Consider the following 23909-nt stretch of genomic DNA (forward strand, 5'->3'; position numbering starts at 1 on the left):
ATAAGGCGCTGTTAGAAGCGTTTGAGGACAAGTAAACATGACGGTTATTCGCCAGCAAGATTTTATCGACAGCATTGAAGATGCGCTGCAGTATATTTCGTATTATCACCCGCTAGACTTTATTCAAGCCTTAGAAGTTGCTTATCACAAAGAGCAAAACCCAGCGGCAAAAGATGCGATTGCACAAATTCTCATTAACTCACGCATGTCGGCTGAAGGCCATCGGCCAATTTGTCAGGATACCGGCATTGTTACCTGCTTTGTTAAAATAGGTATGGATGTTAAGTGGGATAAAACTAATTTAACCGTGCAAGAAATGGTAAACGAAGGCACCCGTCGTGCGTATTTAAACCCAGATAACCCGTTACGTGCGTCTATTGTTGCCGACCCTGCTGGCGCGCGTAAAAACACCAAAGATAATACCCCTGCGGTAGTGCATATAGATTTAGTAGCCGGTAATCAGGTAGAAGTAATGATTGCCGCTAAAGGCGGTGGTTCAGAAAATAAAACTAAAATGGCAATGTTAAATCCGTCAGACTCTATTGTTGACTGGGTATTAGAAACCTTACCGAAAATGGGTGCCGGTTGGTGTCCGCCAGGTATGTTAGGTATAGGCATTGGCGGTACGGCAGAAAAAGCCGCAGTATTGGCTAAAGAATCATTAATGGAGCCGGTGAATATTCAGCAACTTATTGATAAAGGCGCAGAAACCGCCGAAGAAAAACTGCGTTTAGAGCTATACGAAAAAGTGAATAAACTGGGTATCGGTGCCCAAGGTTTAGGGGGTTTAACTACCGTGGTGGATGTGAAAATTAATAGCGTACCCACCCATGCCGCTAGCTTACCCGTGGTTATGATCCCAAACTGTGCCGCAACTCGGCATCTACACTTTCATTTAGACGGCAGCGGCCCGGCCGAAATTACGCCACCAAAATTAGAAGACTGGCCGCAAGTTACTTGGGAGCTAGGCAGTAATGTACGCCGGGTTAATTTAGATACCTTAACACCTGCCGAGGTGCAAACCTGGCAAGCCGGTGAAACGGTATTATTAAGCGGCAAAATGCTAACTGGGCGCGATGCCGCACATAAACGCATTGCCGATATGTTAGGCCGTGGCGAAGCTTTGCCGGATGGCGTAGATTTTAAAAACCGGTTTATTTATTACGTTGGCCCAGTAGATGCTGTAGGTGATGAAGTGGTTGGCCCAGCAGGCCCAACTACGGCAACGCGAATGGATAAATTTACCGATATGATGCTCGGCCAAGCCGGCTTATTAGGCATGATTGGTAAATCAGAACGTGGCGATAAAACCGTTGCCAGCATTAAACAGCACAAAGCCGTGTACTTAATGGCAGTGGGTGGTGCGGCTTACTTAGTGTCTAAAGCGATTAAAAAATCACGTGTTGTTGCTTTTGCCGATCTTGGTATGGAAGCCATTTACGAATTTGATGTGCAGGATATGCCGGTAACCGTTGCAGTTGATTCAAATGGTAATAACGTGCACCAGCAGGGGCCGGCTATTTGGAAGGTGAATATTCAGCAAATGGACCAAGCATAACGCTTGCTCTTAAAAGGCTGTAGCAATGCTACGGCCTTATTTTTTCAGCCTATAACAACAAAAAATAGGGATACGCATGAAGAAGACGTTAATAACATTATCGCTACTGCCAGCATTGTCGCTATTAGCGGCAGGTGCAGTGAGCGCCAATGCGCCGCTAAGTGTCGAACATTTAAATCAGCTTAATAAGTTACACGACGTGGTGTTATCACCTGATGGTAGGTTTTTAGCTTATGGCCAAACTAATGGCGGTTTTAGCCCAGCAGATACGTCATCTGATTTATATTTAATGGATTTGTCTAACCTCAACAAGGTTACACGCTTAACACAAAATGCCAGTCGCGAAAGCCAAGTGCAATGGGCAGCTGACGGACAAAGCCTGTATTTTATTGCTAATCGTACGGGCTCAAGCCAAGTGTGGCAATTACCGTTATATGGTGGCGAAGCATTACAAGTAACCGATTTACCGGTGCCGGTAGAAGGGTTTAAAGTTTCAGCTGATGCTAAGCAGTTGGCTTTGGCACTGTCGGTTAAACCGGGTTGTCAAACTTTGCAATGTACACTTGATGCTAAAGCTGCTGAGGCAAATAAAAAAGACAGTGCCATGGCGTACGACCAACTGATGGTAAGGCACTGGGATAGCTGGTTAACGCCATATCGTAGCCAGTTACACGTTGCAGCCTTAGGTAAGGGCGTAGTTAAAGATGCGACTAACCTGATGAGCGAGTGGAATACCGACATTGCCGGCATCAGTGAAGTTGCTTTTACTCCCGACAATAGCCGCTTAGTGTTTAGTGCAAAAATTCCGGCAGCGGATCAAGCTTGGCATACCAACTTTGATATTTTTATGGTGTCGATAAACGGTGGTGAAAAGCAAAACCTGACCTCGTCTAATCCGGCATGGGATGCCCAGCCGTCGTTTTCAGCGGATGGCCGTTTTATGGCCTATAAAGCCATGAGCAAACCGGCATCAGAGGCAGACAAATTTAGCCTGATGTTACTCGATATGGTAACTGGGCAACGTAAAGAGCTGGCACCAGAATTCGACAGCTCAATTGGTGAATACCAATTTGGTGCCGACAATCGTACCGTTTACGTTACTACGCAAGACGTTGGTCAATATAGTATTTACGCTATTAACACTAGCTTTGGTGATGTGCGTAAAGTGTACGGTGATGGCACTGCTGGCGCGTTAAATATTGCTAGCGATAAAATTGTATTTACCAACCATAAACTTGATATGCCAGCTGAAATATTTCAGCTTAATGTTGATGGTACAGGTTTAAGCCAGTTAACCGATATTAATGCCCAGTGGCGTAAACAGGTTAAGTTTGGCGACTATGAACAATTTAGCTTTAAAGGCGCCAATGACGATACCGTTTATGGCTACTTGGTAAAGCCGTGGAATTTTGACGCTAAGAAAAAATACCCAATGGCATTTTTAGTGCACGGTGGGCCACAGGGTAGCTTTGGCAATATGTTTAATGAGCGCTGGAACGCGCAAATGTATGCCGCCAAAGGCTACGCGGTAGTGATGATAGACTTTCATGGTTCTACCGGTTACGGCCAAGCTTTTACCGACTCGATTAGCCGTGACTGGGGTGTTAAACCGCTTGAAGATTTAAAGAAAGGCTTTAACTATATTGTGCAAGCACAGCCGTGGATTGATGGTGACCGTGCTTGTGCGCTTGGCGCATCTTACGGTGGCTACATGATGAACTGGATTGCCGGTAACTGGCCAACCGGTTTTAAATGTTTAGTTAACCATGCGGGTTTATACGATATGCCAAGCTTTTACGGTAGTACCGAAGAGCTGTGGTTTGCTGAATACGATTTAGGCGGCCCAGCATGGCAAGAAGGCTCTGACTATCAGAAATTTAACCCAGCTGCATTAGCCGATAAATGGCAAACACCTATGCTGGTGTTGCACGGTTTAAAAGACTATCGCGTACCGTATGCACAAGGTTTAGGTGCCTTTACTAATTTACAGCGTAAAGGCATTGACTCACGCTTGGTTATTTTCCCCGATGAAAATCATTGGATCTTAAATAAAGATAACCGTGTACGTTGGTATAACGAAGTGTTTCAGTGGTTAGATAAATACACTAAAGCTAATTAAATTAAACCGAATTAAGCTAAACCAAAGAAAAGGACAGCGTCGCTGATGAATATGCCAGAGGTAGTTATTGTTGGTAGTGCGCGCACTGCTATTGGTAGCTTTGCTGGCAGTTTGTCAGCACTCAGCCCGGCAGAGCTTGGCACTGCAGCCGCAATAGCGGCTATTGAGCGGGCCAATATTACGCCAAGCGATATCGACCATGCTGTATTTGGCCATATTATTACTACCTCGGCAGCCGATGCATATTTGGCGCGGCATATTGCGCTTAATAGCGGTATGCTAACAACATCAGTGGCGTTTAACGTAAACCGATTGTGCGGCTCTGCAGTGCAATCGGTTATTTCTGCGACACAATTAATTCAGCTAGGCCAAAGTAACATTGCGCTAGCCGGTGGTGCAGAAAGTATGAGTAATGGTGCTTATATTCTGCCTAAACTGCGCCAAGGTTTACGCATGGGCCATGGCAATATAACTGATTTAACTTTAGGCATTTTAACTGATCCTTTTGCTAGTGGTCATATGGGCCTTACTGCAGAAACTATCGCTAAACACTATGGTTTTAGTCGCGCTGATTTAGATGCTTATGCCGCGCAAAGCCACTATCGAGCTGCCTATGCGCAGCAGCAAGGTTATTTTGCTGAGCAAATTGTACCGGTATCAATAGCTGATCCGCGCAATAAGCAGAATACGCTGGTATTTGCGCATGATGAACATATTAGACCTGATACCACGATACAAAGCTTAGCGAAATTAAAACCCGCATTTAAACAAGATGGTGTCGTTAGCGCAGGTAATGCCTCAGGATTAAATGATGCTGGCGCCGCCATAGTATTAACCAGCCGTGCTGAAGCTAATAAACGCGGGTTAACCGCACAAGCCCGTATTGTCGGCTATAGCTTTGCCGGTGTTGAGCCCGGTGTAATGGGGCTTGGACCAATACCTGCGGTGCAAAAACTATTAAAGCAAACGGGATTAACGCTGGCTGATATTGCGCTAATTGAATCAAATGAAGCTTTTGCTGCTCAGGCAATGGCGGTTACACAAAGCTTGGGCTTAGACCTTGCTAAGGTTAACCCCAACGGCGGCGCGATAGCTATGGGACATCCAGTAGGTGCTACGGGGTCAATTTTAATTATTAAGTTATTAGCTGAGCTGCAGCGCATTAATGGCCGTTTTGGTGTAGTAACTATGTGTATTGGTGGCGGCCAAGGTATCGCTCTGTTGCTTGAGGCGCTTTAAGTCATTTCGCTGGCTATTTGCAGTAATGCCGTAGCAAGTTGTTTAGGCTCTTGTGCGCCAGAGATTAAATACTGATTATTAATAATAAAGGCTGGTACTGATGAAATACCCGCTTGCTTATATTTTGCAATATCGTCATTTACCTCATCGATATAATCGTTGCTGGCTAATATACGCGCCGCTTTGGTTTTATCTAACCCCGCTTGCTCGGCACATTCTGCTAATACCTGATGATCGGCCACATTTTTTGCCTCACCAAAATAAGCGTTAAATAACGCCAGTTTCATCTCGTCGGCTTTTTGCTGGCTTGCGGCCCATTTTACTAAACGATGGCCATCAAAGGTATTACAGGTATAACGCTGTTGTAGCTTAGTAAAGTTAAGCCCTAAATCAGCAGCAATTTTCATCATTTGTGCCTGATTTTCGGCCATTTCTTGCTCGCTACGGCCATATTTTCTGCTAAGAGCCGGTAATATTGGTTCTTGCGGCGCGTTTTTATCAGGGTTTAACTCAAAAGCATGCCATTCTAGCTCAACCGGAATTTGCGGTAGTGTGCTTAATGCTTGTTGTAGCCTTGCATAACCTATTGCACACCATGGGCAGGCAATATCCGACACTAAATCTATTTTTATGGTTTGCATTTACGTCATCCTGTAACTGAAGTGTAAATAACTATAACGAATAGCATAGGTGTTTTATAACGCTGACTCAATAGTTTTACTTATCAGCATATCCCACGGTTCAGTGTAATTGTCCCAATCAGCTAACGCATGCATCGCCGATAGGGTAAAAATAGCAATTGGGTTATAGTTAGTAGTATTATTTTGCCTCTGCGCTTTATTTTTTAAGGAGTTACCCATGAACATGATTACAACTCGCGCCGCTGTGGCTTGGGGCCCGGGCCAGCCATTGTCTATTGAAGAAGTAGATTTAATGCCACCACAAAAAGGTGAAGTGTTAGTAAAAATTATCGCTACAGGTGTTTGTCATACTGATGCTTTTACCTTATCAGGCGATGATCCTGAAGGTATTTTCCCGGCTATTTTAGGCCATGAAGGTGGCGGCATTGTTGAAGCCATAGGCGAGGGCGTTACCTCGGTTGCGGTGGGCGACCACGTTATTCCGTTATATACGCCAGAATGTGGCAAGTGTAAGTTTTGTTTATCGGGCAAAACCAATTTATGCCAAGCTATTCGTGCGACTCAAGGCAAAGGCTTAATGCCTGATGGTACAACCCGCTTTTCGAAAAACGGCAAACCTATTTATCACTACATGGGCACCTCAACATTCTCAGAATACACGGTACTACCGGAGATATCTTTAGCCAAAATTAATAAAGCTGCACCACTAGAAAAGGTGTGTTTATTAGGTTGCGGCGTTACCACCGGTATGGGCGCGGTCATTAATACCGCTAAAGTACAGCCGGGTGATACGGTTGCCGTATTTGGTTTAGGTGGTATAGGTTTATCTGCGATTATTGGTGCAGTAATGGCCAAAGCCGGACGTATTATTGCTATTGATATTAACGAAGATAAATTTGAAATAGCCAAGCAACTTGGCGCAACGGACGTTATTAACCCGAAAAAGTACGATAAACCTATTCAAGACGTTATTGTTGAGATGACCGACGGTGGTGTCGATTTTTCTTTTGAATGTATTGGTAACGTTAACGTGATGCGCTCAGCCCTAGAGTGCTGCCATAAAGGGTGGGGTGAGTCGATTATTATTGGTGTTGCCGGTGCAGGCCAAGAAATTTCTACTCGTCCGTTTCAGCTAGTAACAGGTCGGGTTTGGCGTGGTACTGCTTTTGGTGGCGTAAAAGGCCGCAGCGAATTACCAGAATACGTTGAGCGTTATTTAAATGGTGAGTTCGAGCTAGATACCTTTATTACTCATACCATGGGGCTTGAAGATATTAATAAAGCCTTTGATTTAATGCATGAAGGTAAATCAATACGTACGGTGATTCATTTTTAACTTGAAATTGTAACAGTACGATAGGGGTAGGTTGGGATCCCGTTAGCGCAGCCACAGAGTGTCTGAGCCCTGCCGTAGGCATTAGGGCGAGTTGCTGTGGTGAGCATAGCGGGAATCGCAACCGACAATATTGAGACTTACGTGATGGATAGCCAATGACAAATTCGACATTAATTAAACTAAGCGAACAACTTACCTTTGGTGGTAAACAAATCCGCTTTAAGCACAGCTCGAAAACCTTAAATTGTGAAATGCAGTTTTCGGTGTTTTTACCAGAGCAAGCGCAAACAGAGAAAGTGCCGGCGCTGTATTGGTTATCGGGTTTAACCTGCACTGATGAAAACTTTTCCAGTAAAGCCGGGGCGCAGCGTGTTGCTGCCCAATTAGGTATCGCATTAATCATGCCCGATACTAGCCCGCGCGGTGACGGCGTAGCCGATGACGAAAACGCTGCCTACGATTTTGGTTTAGGTGCGGGTTTTTATGTTAATGCCACAGCCGAACCTTATGCTAAGCACTATCAAATGTATGATTATATTGTAACCGAGCTACCCCAGTTACTCGAGGCGCAATTACCGCTATCAAACAAGCGGGCTATTAGCGGTCATTCTATGGGCGGCCATGGTGCCTTAGTTATTGGTTTACGTAATCCAGAACGCTATAGCAGCATTTCTGCGTTTTCACCCATTTGCAACCCGATTAATTGCGCTTGGGGTATTAAGGCTTTTACCGGCTATTTAGGCGACAATAAGCAACAATGGCAGCAATATGATGCCTCTTTGCTATTAGCCGCTACTGAAAAACCCTTACCAATTTTGGTTGATCAGGGCACAGCAGATACTTTTTGGCCGGATCAGTTAAACACTGATAGCTTAATCACTGCGGCCAAACAACATAATACTGATATAGAAATACGTTATCAGCAGGGCTATGATCATAGCTACTATTTTATTGCCAGCTTTATTGAACAACATTTACGCTTTCATGCCAAATACTTAACCTAAACCGATGCGTTGGCGTTACCTGCCAGCGCTTGCTAATTGGATGATGCAATGAATTACGATACCAACAATATTTTTGCCAAAATTTTACGCGGTGAAATACCTAGTTTTAAAGTGTATGAAGATGCATATACCCTGGCATTTATGGATATTATGCCGCAGGCCGATGGCCATACCTTGGTTATTCCCAAATTTGCCGCTGAAACCTTATTAGATATTCCTGCTGATATGCTGGCGCATACAATGACGACGGTACAAAAAGTGATGTCGGCATTAAAGTCAACTTTAGGCGTAGAAGGCGTAGTGCTAATGCAACTCAATGGCAGTGCTGCAGGGCAAACAGTGCCGCATTTGCATTTTCATTTAATACCCGAGCACTTATCGAAATTAAAGGGCCATGGCTCGGCAATGGGCGATATGGACAAAATTAAAGCGTTAGCGGTAAAAATTAGCGCCGCACTCTAAGCTGTGCTTTAAAAAATTCGGCAAAGAGTATTTCAAAAATTGATTCAGTAATTATTTAGGCAAGGGTTTATGCGCGCTATCTCGGTATTTATTTCGCTGGTGTTACTTGTTAGTTGCACTGTAACACCACCTGCAAACGTGGCGCTGCGCTTAAGTATTATTCATATTAATGACACCCACTCGCATTTTGACCCTAGCCCAGCCACCGTTACCGATGCCGATAATCAGGCGCTGTACACTTATATTGGCGGCCATCCACGCATACTTACGCAGGCGAATAAATTACGCCAACAAGCTGCAAAGCAGGGCACGCCAACCCTGTTTTTACATGGCGGCGATGCGTTTAAAGGTAGCGCGTATTTTGAGTTATTTGAGCAAAAAATTAATATCGATATGCTCAATCGTTTTGGGCTCGATGCCATGGCAATGGGCAACCATGAGTTTGATGTGGGTTTAAGCAAGCTTGCTGATTTTATTGCTAACGTTAACTTTCCGCTGTTAGCCGCAAATATTGATAGCCAAGCGGAACCCTTGTTAAGTAACGCCGTTAATTTACTTCCCTATCAGTTATTTATCTTGCAGCATAATCAGCTTAAGCCAGTGGCGAATATTAACCCCGCAAATACCGAGCAGGTAGTGGCGGTATTAGGCTTAGCACTAGAGGATATGCGAGCCATAGCAACTAATACTGGCAAGCTGGTATTTAACAATGAAATTATCACCGCACAGCGCACCGTAGATGCTTTAAGCGACATGGGTGTTAAACATATTGTTGCGCTAACGCACTTGGGTAATCAGCGTGACTTAGCCTTAGCCGCTGCGGTAAACGGCCTTGATGCCATTGTTGGTGGCCACTCGCATAGCCTTTTAGGCGACTTTAGCCATTGGCATTTAGGTACGCAGCGCCGTTATGCCCAGCTGATAACTAATGCCGATGGGCAGGGCCAAACCTGTGTAGTACAGGCGGGCGAATTTGCCCAAGCAATAGGGCAGGTAAACCTTGAATTTAACCGCGCTGGCCAGTTACTTAGCTGTACGGGTAATAATACCATCTTAGCCAGCAATGATTATTATCGAGCCGCAAAGCGTGATAACGCAAACCGAATAGCAACAGATAAACAAGCTCAAACCGAGCGTTATATTGCTGCGTTACCCCGCACTGCACTAGTGGCTGAAGATGCCCGTATGCGAGAGGTGTTAAATACCCAGTACTTACCTGCGGTGCAAAAAGCTTATGGCGCAACCGTTAGCTATACCGATAGGTTAATTGGTCATGTACGTTTACCCGGCTCCGATGGCAGTAATCAACACGGCTCTGAACTGGCGGGTTATATTGCCGATGGCATTACCTTTTGGCTAAACCAACCACAGCTACAAGCGAAAACTGGCCGACAGGTTGATTTTGCCCTAATTGGTGCCGGTAATATTCGGGCATCGTTACAAGCAGGCGCGATATATGAAGGGCATATTCGCCTAGAAGTACTGCCGTTTGATACGCCTTTATCTGTTATCAGTATTAGAGGCGCTGATATTAATGCACTACTTACCGATGTTATTAGTGCCAGCCTAGTGCCGGGTGCACATACCGGAAAGTATCCTTATAGCGGTAATTTGCGCTATATCGCCAAACAAACTGCGTTAGGCCAAGCTAGCTTAACTCAGCTACAAGTATGGCGAGATGGCAAGTGGCAAGACATACAGCCTGATACTACATACACCATGGCTACCACCAGTTACTTAGCCGATGGTAACGATGGTTGGCAACACCTACAGCAGATACAACAGCAGCATAGCGACCGGCTAGATATTATTTTACAACAGCAGCAACCCAGTGTATTTGCTGTAATACGGGTTAATGCCACACAAGATAGCAGCGGCAGCACATCATATAAAGCGCAATACAAAACGGTAGAAAACTTGCCCTGCAAAGCTGAGGGCACCGATTGCAAAGCCGCTGCCAAAGCCTTTATTGATTACTTAACCGCCAAGCCAGAGCTTTGGCAAAAACCGAGGCAAGCGACAGTGACACTAGAGCGATAAAGCGGCATTGCCACACAGGCCAAACTTAACAATTACACCGCTGTGCGAAGTTAAAAACTTAACCTGCCAACAGTGATACTGCGCGCTGGCCTGAACCTGTTGTTAGGCCTGTTGGCCAAGGCACCACCATTGAACAGTTGTCTCGTCATCCGGTTGTGTAACATCGTGGCCATGTTCGATAAGGCTTTGTGGTAGCAGCAACCCTAGTTTTTCAGATATACGCTCTGGTGCGAGTGAATTCTGCTCCCCAAGAAAACCTTTGTAGTAATCCTGGCTGTAGAAAATGGTTACTTCGCTCCGGTGTAACCAAGGCCATGTAAGCAAGCAGGCTACCCGATAATAGCCTTTTGGATTGTCAGGAGCTGCGTCAGCTAAATATTTCGCCGCTCTCAAAAGTTGCATAACGCAAAATGCTTGGATTTCAATGGTTGTTTGGTTGTCTTCCACAAGTGCTGAGTGGATTGGAATTTTCCAATTGAAATACTTTTATTTTGATGTCGATTGAGGGCGAGAGAATCCTTCAAAGCGTGAAGCCCATTTCTCCAGAGACCGGAGGCGACGAGGTATACCTCTTAATTTTTTATTGCTGACAGCGATCTGTCTCATAAAGGCCTAACGATGCTGTAGAAAAAGCCATTCCTGACCATTCAACGCATCGCTTTTTTATCCTTTTAATAATGGCCATAACTTTGCCCTGAGCTATAGATTTTTGCAACATTTATTAATCAATGCATTAACCTTGTCAGTTTTGATTTTCAGTGCTGTGATGAAGCGTTATTAATGGTTTAACAGGGCTTTTTTGGGCTAGGTGTGGGGTAACTACGCCGTTAATTGGCCGTAGTTTTTAAGCTTTTCGATGTTATGAATTAAACAAAACAATTGCCATTGGCCTTGTACTTTAGCTTTGCCGCGCAAGCTAAAGCGTTTCAGCTTTTTATTAGTGGTAATGTTACCAAATACCGGCTCAACTACCGACATTCTGTGGCTGTAAATCTGTTTACCCAAAGGGCTATCCACCCGATGTTTCATCCAGTCTGTATAATTTGGCGGTCGATTGTCATTCATGGCAAAGCTAACTTGTCTGCCTTTACCTTTACGGTGGTTCGCTGCATCAGGGTTATGCATGCACTGCTGCTTCCTATCGCAGTTACGACATTGCAATAACTTACCTTCGAAGTACGCCATCGGTATACCGCGCTCGTTCGCTCTGACGCCGCGTAAACTTAGTTGTTGCCCCGACGGGCAAATACAGGTTTTACTCACCGGATTAAAATTAAACTCACTGCCACTAAACACCGTTTTCTTGCGTATTTTAGTGTCTTGGTGTCGTTTGCCATATTTTTGCTTTTGTTCACTAAACTTTGGATCACGGCTTCTGAATTGGTTATCAGGGACATAAGCGTTGATATGATTATCGTGCAAATACTGCATATTTTGCTCATTAGCAAAGCCGGTATCGGCAGTGATTATCGTTTGGGCCTTAAGTATGTTGTCACTGATGGCTAAACGTTGAAATCGGCTTTGAATATTCTCTAATACCGGTTGTAATGTGTGATGCTCTTGGCCTTCACCAAACACCTGCGCGTCGACAATAATTTGGTGTTTTTTATCCACCGCGGCCACACCGTTATACCCTTGAATTGTCCCCTTACTGGGTAAGCGTCTAGCAAAGTGCACCTACCAGTAACTCATCAAATCTCTTAGTCTAATTTCCTCGTTTCAATGAGGAGATAACCATGAGGAAATCACGTAGCCTTGAGCAGTGGCGCAACATTATCGAAGAGCAACAAGCTAGCGATTTAACGATTGCTGAGTATTGCCAACAACATGCTTTATCAAAAACCACGTTTTATGCCACAAAAAACAAACTGAGTGCGTCATCGGGTCATTTTATTCGTGCCAAAATCACCAAACAAATCGACGTTATCGAGCAGCAAAAGCCGTTCACTCTTGCGATTGGCAATGTAACGCTCAGCTTGCCGACAACAACCTCCGCCACCTTCCTAAGTCAATTATTACGCGACCTTGCTGGATGAAAATGTTCGTTAAACCCGACAGTATTTACTTGCACCGCGATGTTGTGGACTTTCGAAAGTCTATTGATGGCCTTGTTGCTATCGTTGAAAGCGAGTTAAAGCGCGATGCCTATACTGGCGCATTATTTTTATTTTGCAATAAAGCCAAAGACAAGCTCAAGTTAGTGTACTGGGATAAAACGGGTTTTGCTTTGTGGTACAAACGATTAGAAAAGGATAAGTTCAAATGGCCCAGCCAGTTAGATAAGCTGGAATGTGAGCTCACCGAGCAACAACTTGTTTGGTTATTATCGGGGTATAATGTGCTTGGTCATCAAGCATTGCGCTATCAGTCTGATCTAGAAGAGATCGAATGACGAGTCAACGATCATTGCCACCACGCCAATCATTATCTGCTCTGCCAGCAAGAAAATACGAGTAAACTCTGCTAGATTGTGGCCATGAAAATTGATGCCCACTCATTACCAGACGACCCAGAGCAACTCAAGCGTATGCTGCTTGAATTGCGCCTTGTTGTGGCAAAAAAAGACGAAGAATTGGCTAAGTAAGACGCACAAATTCATGAATTACTTGCAGCCTACAACGCCAAGCTTGCCAAAGAATACGCCAAGAAATCAGAAAAAATGCCAGGCGCGGGTGAAGTGTTCAATGAAGCGGAAGAAACGCTAGATGAACATGATAAAGCGCTATTAGCGGCGTCTCCCGCCGTAAAGAAAGACAAAGCCAAGCCTAAACGCACCCCACTGCCAAAGCAGTTGCCCAGAGTTAACGTGGTTGTTGACCTAGATGATGAGGACAAAATCTGTGATTGCTGTCAAAGCCCCTTGCACAAAATAGGTGAAAGCAGCAGTGAGGCCTTAGAGCTTGTGCCGGCGCATATCAAAGTGATTAAAACCATTCGCCCTAAATATACCTGCCGCTACTGTGAGCGTGAAGGTATTGAAAGTGTGATAAAAACCGCCCCGATGCCCGCAACGGCCATAGCAAAAAGTATCGCGACCCCCAGTTTGCTGAGTCAAATAATCACCTGTAAATACCAGTTTGGCTTACCACTTTATCGCCAAGAAACACTGTTTGCTAACATCGAAATTGAATTGAGTAGACAAACCATGTCGAGCTGGATGTTACGTTGTGCACAACTGTTGTCCCCCCTGTATCAACGCTTAAAAGAGGTGTTGTTATCTCAAGCGGTTATTCATGGTGATGAAACCCCGTTACAGGTGATTAACGCAGATAAAGCAACAAGCTATATGTGGGTGTATTGTTGTGGTGATGATAAGGCAGTTAAAGGCCGTAATATTGTATTATTTGACTATAACAATAGCCGAGCCGGCCAATGTGCTGTTGATTTTCTTGCAGGTTACCAAGGGTATCTGCAGGTTGATGGTTATAAAGCTTACGAGCAAACGCAGGCAACACTGGTTGCGTGTCTTGCGCATATACGCCGGAAATTCATCGAAGCCAAAGGAGATAATACAAAAACGGGTAAAGCAGACGTGGTACTGAATCTCATTGGTAAGCTGTACGGCATAGAGCAAGCCATTAAAGATAAGACGGCTGAAGAAAAATTCAAGGTTAGGCAGCAAAAAGCCAAACCGATAGTGGATGAGTTATATCAGTGGCTGATAAAGCATCAAGACAAAATGCCACCGAAAATACCGCTGAGTAAAGCCATTAGCTATGGGATAAATCAGTTTGAAAAGTTCCGGCGTTATCTAGAGGATGGCAGGCTCAGTATTGATAACAACCGCGCCGAGCGAGCAATAAAGCCGTTCGTAATAGGTCGAAAAAACTGGCTGTTCTCAAACACCAGCAAGGGCGCACATGCCAGTGTCATACTGTATAGTCTTGTTGAAACCGCAAAGGCCAACGATATTATGGTGCATGACTATATCTCAATGTGCTTGCAACACCTTGCTAAGAAGCCTGACAATATTGACAGGCTTCTACCATGGAATATTAAACACAACTAGGTGCCGTTAGCTAGACGCTTACAAACGTTTTTACGTCAGGTCGTAAAAGATAAACATGAAATCGACAAGGGCTATGCCAGTATGGTACTTCAAAAAATTAAGGAGGTTTGTCAATAGGATTGTGGGTCATATACCTGGCAATAACACACTGCTCTAAGCTTCGGCAGTGTGTTCAGCACCTTAAAACAAAATGTATTTTAAGAGTATTATTAGTTAGGAAGTATAATTGCACCTTCTACTTTCAATCCAAATCGATTACTGCTGTAACCAGGCTCTAAAATATCAAGACAATTATCTGTAGACCATAGTGCAAACTTGCAGCTTGTAGCAGATAGTACTTCAAACTCGAATTTTGTAAACTCATAACCTTTAATTGGTTGTTCTTCATTAAAAATTGTAGATTCTAAACTATGACTTGCGGGGACATTTCTGAAAACCTTTGTAGTTTGACTCAACAATTTGCGTACACCTTTTTCATTAATACCGTAAAGGTGACCTTTTATTGTTATCTCGTCTAGTATTAATTTCGACCAGTTGTTAACCACTCTCAAGTTTACTTTGTCGTATAAACTATAGCCTATGTAATGCGTAGAGTTTCTTAATTCAACTTCAACAGTAGGTTTAAAGCTTTCATTTTTAGCGTATAATAAACTAACCTTACAATCACTAATAAAATTTGATACTTTAATAAAAATTGAGTCTTTATCTTCAGTGATTAAATCACAACCATCAGTTTTAACTGTAACTCTTTTAGAGTTGTAATTATGTAGAGCAAGAATTTCTACAATACCATCTTTTGAATAAACTGAAGAATTACTAATGAAATCACTTCTACCATCACCAATATTGACAGTACTAACGTCATAACGGACTTGTGAAATATTAAAAGAAACTACGCAATTGTCAGTCGGGTTTTTAATAGTAAAATATCCATTTCCTTGATTAATAGTTTCACAGTTGTCACCATTTATATTTATAACTTTATATTTATCATCATCTGTAAATTTATATTGTAATTCTCTAGCTTTATTACTCATTAAATTAAATTCTTCAGGACCTTCAATTAATAAATGTTTTGGTGTTTTTATTGAAATTTGTCTTTCTGTGCTAAAAATATCACAACCACTGAGGAGTAATAATAAAAAAAAAGTTAATAGAACGGTGAATTTCAATTTCATATTTAATTCCATTTAATTATTTAATTATTTAATTATTTAATTATTTAATTATTTAATTATTTAATTATTTATTTAATTATTGTATATGTTAACATTTTTCTAAATTTACTCAACGAGGACGGAGTTTTTCAAGGTGGTTTTCCGATTTTCCCGTTTTATGCTGCTGCCTGAACCTACACGACTTCCCTGTTCTGGTCAACTCCAGCCGGACCCTTTCGCCTCGCGTCTTTCTGCTTTTTTCTTTTATGTTTTCGCTCTTTTTCTTTTTGACGCTTCGTGCCGTCATCACCGCTTGTTTTTTCTACCGGATATTGATATTGCCTCCTTTTTTCTTCTCTAACATTCCCTTCTTTGAAGAGACTAAGCTTTTCACGCACATCTTGGGCTTCCGCGTAGTCGTCTTCAGACCAACTAGCTGTATCAATGTATATCATATCTTCACTGCCCCCATTTGAACCGGGGGGATCGGTGCCAACCCCAACCACGATCCTTCTTTCGGGCTTTAGAAGCTTTGCAGACTGACAGTAAGCGAATAAAAGCCCGGCTCGAAATTCCCGATATTTTTGGTAGGATTCGAAGCGCACGGAGACTGGTACTATCAACCAAACATACATAGTTTCGGGGTTGGTGGGCGATAGTAGGAGGCGCACGCCCCTCTGATGTGGTTTTAGTGACTTTAGTTTCTCAAGTATTGCATCTGCTAGGACTCTACGCCCAACCCTTGATTCGGAGGCAAATTCGCGAATCCCTAGAGTAACTGAGTCAAAATCTTCAGCGTTGCTAAAGTGCCAAGTGTTGTCCCGTGCGTGATTGCCGAAATACTCAATAAATCGATCGATAAAATAAGAGGAAGCGTCGAGTTCCTTGCCCCTCTTGTATTGTGGTAAAGATCTTATACTGTCGTAGATGCCTTCTTGCACAACAATAAGGTCGACATCTTGAGCGTAGAAGCCAGGGTCGCGATCCTTGTTTGATTCAGACAAGTAATACCCTAGAAGGTCTTCCTCACCTGCTGATATACCTAAACGCCCAGATGAAATAAGTGCTTCCTTATCGGAAAGATAGGTAGTGAAATCATGAACTGTATCAAGCTCTCTCATCAAAGTGTCGAGTGCGACATCGTCAAGAACATGGACGAAGCCTTTCTGAGGATTGACTGTCCCTACTTGGAAAGGAGTTTTCTCCATTTCCTTTCCAACTACTGTTGGGTTCAACATCAATGAGCCCGAACCTGAGGTATGTTTTCGGAATCTCTCTGTAGCGTTTCTTGCGACCAATACCCGATGAATCTTAATTTCATCGTTAGGAGGAAATGCAATAGGGAAAGGTTGGGTACACTTACGATCTAAAAATATTCGCTCAGCATGCTCTCTAATAAATTTTTCGGCGCCGAAAACTTGCGGAGCTGATCTTAATACTGCCTTTCTTACCCATCGGCTCCAATCCAATTCCAAGTTCCCAGTATCTTTAAACGCTATATCCTTATCGGAAAAGATAATTACGTGCTCTTTAAATACTACAAACAGATCGCATAGCTCTTTGCCATCACCATTCTCAGTTTTCTTTCCTTCATCAGTATATAGATTGGCAAAGCACCAAGGGCTTAGAAATGTATTTCTACCTAACCAAGCAAGGTAACGCTCTGATGCTGTCACTCCCTGTTCATTTCCCTGATCGTTACTCATTGCTACCTTTTCGATTTAACGCCCGCAACACACGCGAGCAACTTGTTGCGAGTCGAGGGCCGAAGGCCCGTTGTGATTGCGCTTGTTATGTACCATTACTAATGATGGATGCCACTGCCGAAAAACTTATTTTGGCAATCATTGCACTCCATTTTAATTGGTAACGGTTGCGCCCCTGTAATAGCTAACAAAGCTAACCCAAATGGATAAAGTATGAAGTTTGGAAGATAGCTCCGAATTACATGGATATTTTCAGAATTGCATTGACTGCAATGACAGTACAAATGCTCTTCAATGTATTTTTGTGGCATATAGCCTCCATTTCATTTAAGCCCGACCAAAGAATGATGAGCAGAACTATCTTGGTACATAACGCCAGCCTCAAGCGCGCGGCTTTGCCGCGTCGGCTTGCAGGCTTTTGTTAGGCCGCTGGTCTAGGGCCTGTCATACACGCTCTTGGCGAATTCGTCGCTCGCAACCTTGCTTGAAGCCATTAACATTCCCTTTGTATCGTAAAGGCAAGAGCCGTCAGTTTTAACACCACCTTTACCCGAGTATGTGATTTCCACATTGGCTCCGCTGTGGTCGTCGTACTCTTTACTCTCAACTACAGCTATATTCTGGGCGTCTACGCGATCCGAAAACAACTTTTTACACTCTGCCTCTAAGGACTCTAAAGTCACGTTAAGCGGGGGATGATCTTTGTTCCAGGAGAACGGTATTCCCTCTTTCGATCTACCCCACAATACGAGCTCATCCTCAAAATTTTCGAAAACCCGCAATGCAATGCCGTTTTCCCACGTCGCCGCATATGGTTGGAAATATGAGTACTTGCCTGGTAGCGGAGCGGTCAGTTTAACAACCGTACACTTTTCCTGGTAAACAAACCGCTTCTCGGTCTCTGTGAAACTTTCCTTGGCTAACATACGTGCTGTTTGACATACACTAATTGCATCCCAATTTTCGCTCACTGCAACTCCGCCGTAGGAGTCAGAGAAGTCGGGCTCACTACATGCCGTGATGGCTAAGCACAGCGCGATCACGAATGTTTTCTCTTTCATACTTTACTCACTTTTTTGATGTCTACGGATATTCGCTTAGGCCTGCCGACAGCCTAACGCTTATTGGGCGGAAAGATCCGTATTTAAACACGGAGGTTTCCGCCTTTGTAAATATAGTGTGATGACATTACATCGGTTATTGTTTAAGTACAATAGGTTATAGGTACAGCAGGTTTTGTGGTGGCGACAAATGCGGAAAGGTCAGTCTAACAACACTCACTCGGCAGTAGTGGTTTAATGCAGTGGCTTAATAAAGCCGCACTGCATTTAGCGCTTAAATTTAGTTTCTAAAATAACCGATGAATTAGTGCGTTCTACGCCATCTAAATTACCAATGTCGTCAAGAATATGGCTTAACTGCTCGGTACTTTGCGCTTGCACTATAGCAATGAGGTCGTATTCGCCGCTGATGGCATATAGTGCGGCGACTTGTGATATTTGCTTTAACTCGATATTGGTTTTAGCGGTTAGCTTTTGTTTTACCTTAATACTTACGTGGGCTGATACCAAAGAGGCTAAATAGTCTTCACCGTAATCGACAGAATAGCCTTTAATTATGCCGCTTTGCTCTAGCTTGGCAATGCGGGTTTGCACGGTAGAGCGGGATAAATCGAGCATGCGGGCTAAATCTGAAATGCTGGCACGGGCTTGGTGTTTTAATACGGCTAATAGTTTTTCATCTTCCTTGCTTATCATTTTGAGTAATCCTTACGTTAAATTGACGTACATGCTAGCTAAATTGCCGATAATGATACTGCAATATGACAGTGCTGAGCAATATAATAGGGCACGTTTTTCGCGCCTGCCACTTATATAGATTGATAAAGGCTGGGCTCTTCCTACTGTAACAGTGAGGTATTTATGCAAGTTTCAAGAAGCTTATTCGACGAAGTAATGGTGCCAAATTATGCACCTTCAAAAATTATTCCAGTAAAAGGCCAAGGCTCACGCGTGTGGGATCAAAATGGCACTGAGTTTATCGACTTCGCCGGCGGCATCGCTGTTAACTGTTTAGGTCATTGTCACCCTGCATTAGTTGGCGCGTTAAAAGATCAGGCTGATAAAATTTGGCACTTATCTAACGTAATGACAAACGAACCGGCACTGTTATTAGCTAAAGCGTTAGTAGACGCTACCTTTGCGGAAAAAGTGTACTTTGCTAACTCTGGCGCGGAAGCCAACGAAGCAGCGTTAAAGCTAGCTCGTCGTTATGCTAAAGACAAATACGGTGAGCAAAAAGATCAGATTATTTCGTTTAAGCAAGGTTTTCACGGTCGTACCTTCTTTACTGTAACCGTAGGCGGTCAGTCTGCTTATTCTGATGGTTTTGGCCCTAAGCCTGAAGCTATAGTACACGCCGAGTTTAATAATCTGGCTAGCTTAAAAGCCATTATTAATGACAATACCTGTGCGGTAATGGTAGAGCCAATTCAAGGCGAGGGCGGGGTATTAGCCGCTACTGCCGAATTTATTAAAGGCGTGCGTGAGCTGTGTGATGCACACAATGCCTTACTTATTTTTGATGAAGTGCAAACGGGTGTTGGCCGTACTGGCGATTTGTACGCTTACATGGGTTATGGCGTAACGCCCGACATTTTAACTACCGCTAAAGCCTTAGGTGGCGGTTTCCCAATTGGTGCCATGTTAACCACTACTGACATTGCTAAGCATTTAGTGGTTGGTACGCACGGTTCTACCTATGGTGGTAACCCGTTAGCCTGTGCGGTTGGACTGGCTGCAGTAAATACCGTAAATACGCCTGAAGTATTAAATGGCGTAAAAGCTAAAGCGCAATTATTCCGCGACGGTTTAGAAAAAATTAATGCAAAGCATAATGTGTTTGCTGAAGTGCGTTGCTACGGCTTGTTAATTGGTGCGGTATTAAAACCAGAATACAGCGGTAAAGCCCGCGATTTTATGGTTGCCGCGGCAGATCAAGGTTTAATGGCCTTAGTGGCGGGTACTAGCGTGGTGCGTTTTGCACCGTCGTTAGTTATACCCGATGCCGACATTGTTGAAGGCTTAGCCCGTTTTGAAACAGCGGTAGCTAACGTAGTAAAAGGTTAAACCATGTTAGTTATTCGGCCGATAAACGCCGCTGATTTTACCGCGCTTAAAACTATCGCTATTGAGTCAGGCGCGGGTTTTACCTCATTGCCGGTAAATGATGAGCGACTAAAGCAAAAAATTCAGCATGCTGAACATAGCTTTGCGGCCAAGGTGGAGCAACCTGGTGATCAAGGTTATCTGTTTGTGTTGGAAGATACACAAACAGGTGAAATTGTTGGTACCACAGGTATTGAAGCCGCGGTGGGCACTGGCACGCCGCTGTACCATTTTCAGCAGAATACGGTTATTCACCACAGCGCTGAGCTAAATGTGTTTAATCAGCTAAAAACACTAACGCTATGTAACGATTACACCGGTGCATCAGAAATTTGTACGCTGTTTTTACGCGAAGATTACCGCCGTAACCATGCTGGACGCTTTTTATCTAAAGTGCGATTTTTGTTTATGGCAGAGTATCCAGAGCGTTTTAGTGAGCGGGTTATTGCTGAAATGCGCGGTGTTGCTGATAAAGACGGCCAGCCGCCATTTTGGCACTGGTTACAAAAGCTATTTTTAACTATCGATTTTACTACTGCCGATCATCTAATTGGCATTGGTAAAAAAGCCTTTATTGCTGAGCTAATGCCACGCCACCCAATTTATGTGGGGTTGCTGCCAGAAAGTGCACAAGAGGTTATTGGCCAAGTGCATCAAAACACTAAGCCGGCGCTTAACTTATTAGAAAATGAAGGTTTTACTCATAAAGGCTATATCGATTTATTTGACGCTGGGCCAACGGTTGAAGCGCAACTTAAGCAAATTAAATCGGTAGCTGAAAGCAAAAAAGTGCCAGTGAAAATTGCCGCCGTGCAAGGCGAGCAAACTTTGGCGGTTGCCAATACCTCATTGCAGCAGTTTCGTGCCAGCTTTAGCACCGAAGCGCAGTACGACGCTGAGCAGGGGCTACTGTTGTTAAGTGCAGAATTTGCCGCTGCACTGCAGCTGCGCGATGGCGATATGGCAAGATTTATAGTTTTAGACAAGGCCTAACGGCCCAACAAGTAACAACTGATAAACGTAAAGGCGGATTTTAAATGCATACTGATGTAAAAGTGTTGTTTGCCAACTTATGGCAAGACTATGTAGCGGTAACTCCATCTGCCAAAAACGTGCACCGTTTATTAGGCAGTTCGCAGCAACAAGATATTATTAATGATCATATTGCGCTGCGCACGTTTAATTTAGAAAAAGTGGGCTTAGAAAAGTTAGCTGCGCATTTTAAAGCGCTGGGTTATGAAGAGTGCGGTGAATATCATTTTGAAGCAAAAAAGTTATATGCCAAGCATTATGAACATCCCGATCGCAGCTTACCTAAGGTGTTTATTTCTGAGTTATTGCTAGATAAATGTTCTGATTATTTGCGTGAAATTATCACGGCATTAGTAGAGCAAATTCCAGCAGAAGCCGTAACGGCAGATAATTTTTTATATAGCGGCACGCATTGGCAAGTAAGCCAAGCCACTTATGAAAAATTATTAGCAGAAAGCGAATACGCAGCTTGGGTATCAGCTTGGGGCTATCGCGCGAATCACTTTACCGTAAGCGTGAATGATTTAGAAAGCTATGACAGCTTAGAGCAAGTAAATAGTGCGCTAAAACAAGCGGGCTTCTTACTTAATACCTCAGGTGGCGAAATTAAAGGCACACCAGAGGTGTACCTTGAGCAAACCTCTACCTTGGCCGATTTGCACAGTGTGCAATTTAGCGATTGCAGCGCAACTATTCCAAGTTGTTTTTATGAGTTTGCCCGTCGTTACCCCATGAGCAATGGTATGTTGTATACCGGCTTTGTTGCCGCATCAGCCGACAAAATTTTTGAAAGCACTAACGCGCGTTAATTGTTCAGCGGTTAATTAATGCAAAAGCCAGCAAGATATTGCTGGCTTTTTTGTTGTACTAGTAAAAACATTGACGTCATGTTATTAGTTCTACACTGTATTTTACTGAGTTACTCATAATAATGCGTGCAGGTTTCGCTGTTGGTTTCGTTTTTGTTGCTATGCATAGTGTTGCGGCAGAGCAGGTACGTTTTGATAAAGTAGACATACCCTTAGCGCACCCGGCCAATGGCAGTCTATTAGTTTTGCCGAAAAAACAACAATTGTTGGTATCAGGTTTTAACCAGTTTGAGCGTTGGTTAAGCCAGGTATCGCTTGCTGATTTTAGCGTGACGCCTATTGATATACCCAATAACGCACAATTTTTTTCTAGTGCCATTTTAGCGAATATTTCTGCTGAGCAGTTGGTGTTTCTTACAACCGATGGCGTAAGCTTGCGGGCGGAAAATGGAGCCATTAAACCTCTAGTAACCAGCAGTTCGTTATACCGAGTTTTAGACCCAAGCCGTTTGCGTGAGCATAATTTTGTTATTCATTTGGGCTCTGAATTAAGTGATTTTTTAATACCCGATTTTAATCATTTACAGTTATATCGGCAGCAGCCCGATGGCCAGTTTGTGCACTATGCGCTTAAAACGCCAGCCTTACTGGAAAGCTGGAATAAAGGCCTAAATTATCAAGCCCGTCCTTACTATCTGCTAGATACCAATATGGACGGCTTACTCGATATCGTCGTAGTGCAACAAGGCCAGTTTTATGCTTTTTTGCAACAGTCTGATGGGGCGTTTTTAACCGACGCCCAGGCCTTGGCTTGGCCGGTAAGTTTATCGACAGAGCAGCAAAGCGATCAACGTAACGATGCAGGTAGTACCTATGCTGGTAAGCACATTGATAGCTTAAATAAAATTACTGATATTGATGGCGATGGCGTGTTGGATATTGTGGTTAATCGTGAGCAGTTTATTGATGCGTTAGAGCGCAAGAATAGCTTTCGCGTACATTTTGGCGAAAAAACTGCAACAGGCCTTAGGTTTTCAGCACAACCTGACACCACTATTAATACGGATTCATCACCATTAGAGGTAAGAATTGGTGATATTAATGGTGACGGTAAACAAGATTTTTATATTACCAGCACCCATTTTGGCGTAGGCACTATTATTCGAGTGCTACTGCGCGGCAGCGCGAATTTAGATGTCGATTTTTATTTATTAGATGAACAGCGCCGTTACAAAACTAAAGCTGACTTTCGCCAACGCGCAACTATAGACGTTAGTATTGGTAACTTTCGTTTTGATATGCCATTGCTGCAACTGACAGATTTACATAATGACGGAAAAAGCAGTTTGCTCATTGGTGATGGCTTAACTAAATTGAAATTTTATTTACCTGATAATAAACGTTTATTTCAACGCAGCAGCGTCGAGCTAAGTGTTGATTTGCCGCGTGATGCTAAGCAAGTAAAGGTTGTTGATGTAAACAATGATAATAAACAAGATATTATTTTACCCTTCTCAGGCCAAGATAATGAGCAACAAGGCAATCGGCTTATATTATTGTTAAATTGCACCTCTGACAAAAGCTAATACCCATAATAAAAAAAGCTAACCGCAGGTGGTTAGCTTTTTTG

General features: G+C 43.4%; 20 protein-coding genes and 2 pseudogenes. 14 read left to right on the plus strand and 8 right to left on the minus strand.

Annotated elements, in window-relative coordinates:
• The first annotated feature begins 37 nt into the window (after positions 1-37).
• The 3 genes from E0Z06_RS06430 (at position 38) to E0Z06_RS06440 (ending at position 4916) form a co-directional block, all read left to right on the plus strand.
• Entirely contained in the window at positions 38-1558 is a 1521-nt protein-coding gene (locus E0Z06_RS06430; RefSeq protein WP_132582987.1) for a fumarate hydratase, read from the plus strand.
• Positions 1559-1634: 76 nt separating this feature from the next.
• A complete protein-coding gene (locus E0Z06_RS06435) occupies positions 1635-3677 on the plus strand; it encodes a S9 family peptidase (RefSeq protein ID WP_132582989.1) in 2043 nt (680 codons plus the stop codon).
• A 45-nt stretch (positions 3678-3722) separates the two neighbouring features.
• Complete coding sequence (locus tag E0Z06_RS06440) at positions 3723-4916, plus strand: acetyl-CoA C-acyltransferase (RefSeq protein ID WP_132582991.1); 1194 nt, start codon at positions 3723-3725, stop codon at positions 4914-4916.
• Here the strand turns inward: E0Z06_RS06440 and E0Z06_RS06445 are convergent.
• Together E0Z06_RS06445 and E0Z06_RS15570 are read right to left on the minus strand one after the other, a co-directional pair.
• Complete coding sequence (locus E0Z06_RS06445) at positions 4913-5557, minus strand: DsbA family oxidoreductase (protein WP_132582993.1); 645 nt, start codon at positions 5555-5557, stop codon at positions 4913-4915. The two genes, E0Z06_RS06440 and E0Z06_RS06445, sit on opposite strands and share 4 nt — an antisense overlap.
• 54 nt (positions 5558-5611) lie before the next feature.
• A complete protein-coding gene (locus tag E0Z06_RS15570; RefSeq protein WP_165907376.1) occupies positions 5612-5776 on the minus strand; it encodes a hypothetical protein in 165 nt (54 codons plus the stop codon).
• Positions 5777-5780: 4 nt separating this feature from the next.
• Here E0Z06_RS15570 and E0Z06_RS06450 point away from each other — a divergent pair, with 4 nt between their 5' ends.
• The 4 genes from E0Z06_RS06450 to E0Z06_RS06465 all read left to right on the plus strand — a co-directional run bounded on the left by E0Z06_RS06450 (position 5781) and on the right by E0Z06_RS06465 (position 10399).
• Positions 5781-6893: an S-(hydroxymethyl)glutathione dehydrogenase/class III alcohol dehydrogenase gene (locus E0Z06_RS06450; RefSeq protein WP_207903184.1), complete on the plus strand. Its 1113-nt coding sequence runs from the start codon at positions 5781-5783 to the stop codon at positions 6891-6893.
• Between the two features lie 155 nt (positions 6894-7048).
• Positions 7049-7897 carry an S-formylglutathione hydrolase gene (gene fghA, locus E0Z06_RS06455; protein WP_132582997.1) on the plus strand — a complete coding sequence of 283 codons (849 nt, stop codon included), beginning with the start codon at positions 7049-7051 and terminating at the stop codon, positions 7895-7897.
• A 48-nt stretch (positions 7898-7945) separates the two neighbouring features.
• Positions 7946-8359 carry an HIT family protein gene (locus E0Z06_RS06460; RefSeq protein ID WP_132582999.1) on the plus strand — a complete coding sequence of 138 codons (414 nt, stop codon included), beginning with the start codon at positions 7946-7948 and terminating at the stop codon, positions 8357-8359.
• Positions 8360-8428: 69 nt separating this feature from the next.
• Positions 8429-10399: a bifunctional metallophosphatase/5'-nucleotidase gene (locus E0Z06_RS06465; RefSeq protein ID WP_132583001.1), complete on the plus strand. Its 1971-nt coding sequence runs from the start codon at positions 8429-8431 to the stop codon at positions 10397-10399.
• Positions 10400-10501: 102 nt separating this feature from the next.
• Here E0Z06_RS06465 and E0Z06_RS06470 read toward each other — a convergent pair.
• Both E0Z06_RS06470 and E0Z06_RS06475 read right to left on the minus strand, forming a co-directional pair.
• Positions 10502-10870, minus strand: a pseudogene (locus E0Z06_RS06470) (DUF3916 domain-containing protein); the annotation flags it as partial.
• 348 nt (positions 10871-11218) lie between these two features.
• Positions 11219-12076, minus strand: coding sequence for a transposase (locus E0Z06_RS06475; RefSeq protein ID WP_279432809.1), 858 nt, complete (start codon positions 12074-12076; stop codon positions 11219-11221).
• Positions 12077-12135: 59 nt separating this feature from the next.
• Between E0Z06_RS06475 and E0Z06_RS06480 the strand changes: the two genes are divergently transcribed.
• The 3 genes and pseudogenes from E0Z06_RS06480 to E0Z06_RS06490 all read left to right on the plus strand — a co-directional run bounded on the left by E0Z06_RS06480 (position 12136) and on the right by E0Z06_RS06490 (position 14408).
• On the plus strand, positions 12136-12435 hold the full coding sequence (locus E0Z06_RS06480) for an IS66 family insertion sequence element accessory protein TnpB (RefSeq protein ID WP_132583003.1): 300 nt from the start codon (positions 12136-12138) through the stop codon (positions 12433-12435).
• Positions 12432-12791, plus strand: coding sequence for an IS66 family insertion sequence element accessory protein TnpB (gene tnpB, locus E0Z06_RS06485; RefSeq protein ID WP_132583005.1), 360 nt, complete (start codon positions 12432-12434; stop codon positions 12789-12791). The genes E0Z06_RS06480 and tnpB overlap by 4 nt, the downstream gene beginning before the upstream one ends.
• Positions 12792-12875: 84 nt before the next feature.
• Positions 12876-14408 (plus strand): annotated as a pseudogene (locus E0Z06_RS06490) (IS66 family transposase).
• A 209-nt stretch (positions 14409-14617) separates the two neighbouring features.
• On the opposite strand, the gene E0Z06_RS06495 reads toward E0Z06_RS06490, so the two are convergent.
• The 4 genes from E0Z06_RS06495 to E0Z06_RS06510 all read right to left on the minus strand — a co-directional run bounded on the left by E0Z06_RS06495 (position 14618) and on the right by E0Z06_RS06510 (position 19028).
• Positions 14618-15586: a hypothetical protein gene (locus tag E0Z06_RS06495; RefSeq protein ID WP_132583007.1), complete on the minus strand. Its 969-nt coding sequence runs from the start codon at positions 15584-15586 to the stop codon at positions 14618-14620.
• A gap of 173 nt (positions 15587-15759) precedes the next feature.
• Positions 15760-17271, minus strand: coding sequence for a hypothetical protein (locus E0Z06_RS06500; RefSeq protein ID WP_132583009.1), 1512 nt, complete (start codon positions 17269-17271; stop codon positions 15760-15762).
• Positions 17272-17705: 434 nt separating this feature from the next.
• Complete coding sequence (locus tag E0Z06_RS06505; RefSeq protein WP_132583011.1) at positions 17706-18332, minus strand: hypothetical protein; 627 nt, start codon at positions 18330-18332, stop codon at positions 17706-17708.
• 267 nt (positions 18333-18599) lie between these two features.
• Positions 18600-19028, minus strand: a complete 429-nt coding sequence (locus E0Z06_RS06510) for an Lrp/AsnC family transcriptional regulator (protein WP_132583013.1) — start codon at positions 19026-19028, stop codon at positions 18600-18602.
• Between the two features lie 165 nt (positions 19029-19193).
• Between E0Z06_RS06510 and E0Z06_RS06515 the strand changes: the two genes are divergently transcribed.
• The 4 genes from E0Z06_RS06515 (at position 19194) to E0Z06_RS06530 (ending at position 23865) form a co-directional block, all read left to right on the plus strand.
• Positions 19194-20399, plus strand: a complete 1206-nt coding sequence (locus tag E0Z06_RS06515) for an aspartate aminotransferase family protein (protein ID WP_132583015.1) — start codon at positions 19194-19196, stop codon at positions 20397-20399.
• 3 nt (positions 20400-20402) lie between these two features.
• On the plus strand, positions 20403-21431 hold the full coding sequence (gene astA, locus E0Z06_RS06520; RefSeq protein WP_132583017.1) for an arginine N-succinyltransferase: 1029 nt from the start codon (positions 20403-20405) through the stop codon (positions 21429-21431).
• Between the two features lie 44 nt (positions 21432-21475).
• The gene (locus tag E0Z06_RS06525; protein ID WP_132583019.1) at positions 21476-22279 is read left to right on the plus strand and encodes a DUF1338 domain-containing protein; all 804 of its coding nucleotides are present in this window, start codon (positions 21476-21478) and stop codon (positions 22277-22279) included.
• A gap of 122 nt (positions 22280-22401) precedes the next feature.
• Positions 22402-23865, plus strand: a complete 1464-nt coding sequence (locus tag E0Z06_RS06530; RefSeq protein ID WP_243695572.1) for a VCBS repeat-containing protein — start codon at positions 22402-22404, stop codon at positions 23863-23865.
• Positions 23866-23909 lie beyond the last annotated feature (44 nt).

Source organism: Rheinheimera sp. D18 (genome assembly GCF_004345025.1).
GTDB classification, from domain to species: domain Bacteria; phylum Pseudomonadota; class Gammaproteobacteria; order Enterobacterales; family Alteromonadaceae; genus Alishewanella; species Alishewanella metallidurans.

What these genes read in the sequence shown, in the direction of transcription:
- E0Z06_RS06430 (WP_132582987.1), top strand. Translation starts at nt 38, where the DNA reads ATGACGGTTATTCGCCAGCAAGATTTTATCGACAGCATTGAAGATGCG.
- E0Z06_RS06435 (WP_132582989.1), top strand. Translation starts at nt 1,635, where the DNA reads ATGAAGAAGACGTTAATAACATTATCGCTACTGCCAGCATTGTCGCTA.
- E0Z06_RS06440 (WP_132582991.1), top strand. Translation starts at nt 3,723, where the DNA reads ATGAATATGCCAGAGGTAGTTATTGTTGGTAGTGCGCGCACTGCTATT.
- E0Z06_RS06445 (WP_132582993.1), bottom strand. Translation starts at nt 5,557, where the DNA reads ATGCAAACCATAAAAATAGATTTAGTGTCGGATATTGCCTGCCCATGG.
- E0Z06_RS15570 (WP_165907376.1), bottom strand. Translation starts at nt 5,776, where the DNA reads ATGGGTAACTCCTTAAAAAATAAAGCGCAGAGGCAAAATAATACTACT.
- E0Z06_RS06450 (WP_207903184.1), top strand. Translation starts at nt 5,781, where the DNA reads ATGATTACAACTCGCGCCGCTGTGGCTTGGGGCCCGGGCCAGCCATTG.
- fghA (WP_132582997.1), top strand. Translation starts at nt 7,049, where the DNA reads ATGACAAATTCGACATTAATTAAACTAAGCGAACAACTTACCTTTGGT.
- E0Z06_RS06460 (WP_132582999.1), top strand. Translation starts at nt 7,946, where the DNA reads ATGAATTACGATACCAACAATATTTTTGCCAAAATTTTACGCGGTGAA.
- E0Z06_RS06465 (WP_132583001.1), top strand. Translation starts at nt 8,429, where the DNA reads ATGCGCGCTATCTCGGTATTTATTTCGCTGGTGTTACTTGTTAGTTGC.
- E0Z06_RS06480 (WP_132583003.1), top strand. Translation starts at nt 12,136, where the DNA reads ATGAGGAAATCACGTAGCCTTGAGCAGTGGCGCAACATTATCGAAGAG.
- tnpB (WP_132583005.1), top strand. Translation starts at nt 12,432, where the DNA reads ATGAAAATGTTCGTTAAACCCGACAGTATTTACTTGCACCGCGATGTT.
- E0Z06_RS06495 (WP_132583007.1), bottom strand. Translation starts at nt 15,586, where the DNA reads ATGAAATTGAAATTCACCGTTCTATTAACTTTTTTTTTATTATTACTC.
- E0Z06_RS06500 (WP_132583009.1), bottom strand. Translation starts at nt 17,271, where the DNA reads ATGAGTAACGATCAGGGAAATGAACAGGGAGTGACAGCATCAGAGCGT.
- E0Z06_RS06505 (WP_132583011.1), bottom strand. Translation starts at nt 18,332, where the DNA reads ATGAAAGAGAAAACATTCGTGATCGCGCTGTGCTTAGCCATCACGGCA.
- E0Z06_RS06510 (WP_132583013.1), bottom strand. Translation starts at nt 19,028, where the DNA reads ATGATAAGCAAGGAAGATGAAAAACTATTAGCCGTATTAAAACACCAA.
- E0Z06_RS06515 (WP_132583015.1), top strand. Translation starts at nt 19,194, where the DNA reads ATGCAAGTTTCAAGAAGCTTATTCGACGAAGTAATGGTGCCAAATTAT.
- astA (WP_132583017.1), top strand. Translation starts at nt 20,403, where the DNA reads ATGTTAGTTATTCGGCCGATAAACGCCGCTGATTTTACCGCGCTTAAA.
- E0Z06_RS06525 (WP_132583019.1), top strand. Translation starts at nt 21,476, where the DNA reads ATGCATACTGATGTAAAAGTGTTGTTTGCCAACTTATGGCAAGACTAT.
- E0Z06_RS06530 (WP_243695572.1), top strand. Translation starts at nt 22,402, where the DNA reads ATGCGTGCAGGTTTCGCTGTTGGTTTCGTTTTTGTTGCTATGCATAGT.